Origin of the sequence: Streptomyces ovatisporus, assembly GCF_042653885.1 — a bacterium.
Classification (GTDB): domain Bacteria; phylum Actinomycetota; class Actinomycetes; order Streptomycetales; family Streptomycetaceae; genus Streptomyces; species Streptomyces ovatisporus.
This window is the reverse complement of sequence record NZ_JBHSFH010000020.1, coordinates 1-1208: the sequence shown is the minus strand read 5'-3', so window position 1 is coordinate 1208 and position 1208 is coordinate 1. Positions and strand designations below refer to the sequence as shown.

1 protein-coding gene and 1 pseudogene are annotated in these 1208 nt (G+C 72.0%); both read left to right on the top strand.

Annotated features, from left to right (window positions below; genetic code table 11):
• Positions 1–287 (top strand): annotated as a pseudogene (locus ACFPA8_RS27485) (hypothetical protein); the annotation flags it as partial.
• Positions 288–424: 137 nt separating this feature from the next.
• Positions 425–1208: sensor domain-containing protein (locus tag ACFPA8_RS27480; protein ID WP_386452903.1), on the top strand; the 784-nt coding region annotated here is incomplete at its 3' end.

Below are 1208 nucleotides of genomic sequence, written 5' to 3'. Positions count from 1 at the left end.
TCGACGTCTGGCACACCCACGACCGCCTCCTCCTCCAAGTCACCGACGACGGACAAGGCGGTGCCAACACCAAAACCGGAACCGGCCTCGCCGGACTCACCGAACGCCTCGACGCCGTCGACGGCCTCCTCGTCATCGACTCCCCCACCGGCGGCCCCACCACCATCACCGCCGAACTCCCCTGGCGGGAGCGGGAGGGGTTCGTCGCGGAGAGCGGAGGCAGAGGCTTCCGGAAGGGCAGGCAGCGGTCACGCCGTTCGGCGGACAGGCATGCGGAGGTGGGGTAAACCCCCTCCCGGTGAGACCTGCCGGCGCCATGGCAGGGGACCCCTCGCACGGCTGATCCTGGCAGGGACGCCGCAGACCGGCCGCCGCCAGGGCGGACCGCGCAGCACACCCGATCGGGAAGGACGGGACCTCGCCCATGGCCACCGCATCGAACACCGTGCAGCCGCCTTCCCACACGCTGCCCGCCGTCCTGCGCGCTCCCCTGGAGGGGCGCAACTGGCGTGAGCTGCTCTACGCACTGACCGGACTGCCGATCGCCTGCTTCAGCTTCGCCTACGCCGTCTCCGTCGTCTCCGCCAGCGCCGGACTGCTGATCACCTTCCTGGGCGTCCCCCTCCTCGCGGCGGGCCTCATGGGCTGTCGCGCCATCGGACGTCTGGAGAGGGCCCGCGCACGCGGCCTGCTGCGCCTGGAGGTCGCGGAGCCCGAGCCCGTACGTACGCTCCAGCGCCGTAGCGGATTCATGCCGTGGGTCGGGGCGCTGCTGCGCAGCGGCGTCTCGTGGCGGCACCTCCTCTACACGGTGCTGCACTTCCCCTGGGCTCTCTTCTCCTTCGTCGTCACGGCCGTCTTCTTCCCCCTCGGGTGGGCACTGGCGCTGTACCCGGCCTGGCAGTGGGTCTTCCCCCGCCATCTCGGGGAGCCGGGCCTGCAGTGGGGGCCCGACGGGCTCACCACCGTCGGGCCGGCGACGGTCGACGACACGTACCTCGACGACCTGCCCGACATGGCGCTCACCAGCGCCACCGGACTGGGGCTCGTGCTGCTGACGCCGTGGCTGGTGAGGGGCCTCAACCAGGTGGACCGGCTGATGGTGACCGGGCTGCTCGGGCCGTCCCGGCTGGCGACACGCGTACAGGAACTGGAGTCGGACCGTGGTTCGGTGGCCGACACCGCGGCCGCCGACCTGCGCCGCATCG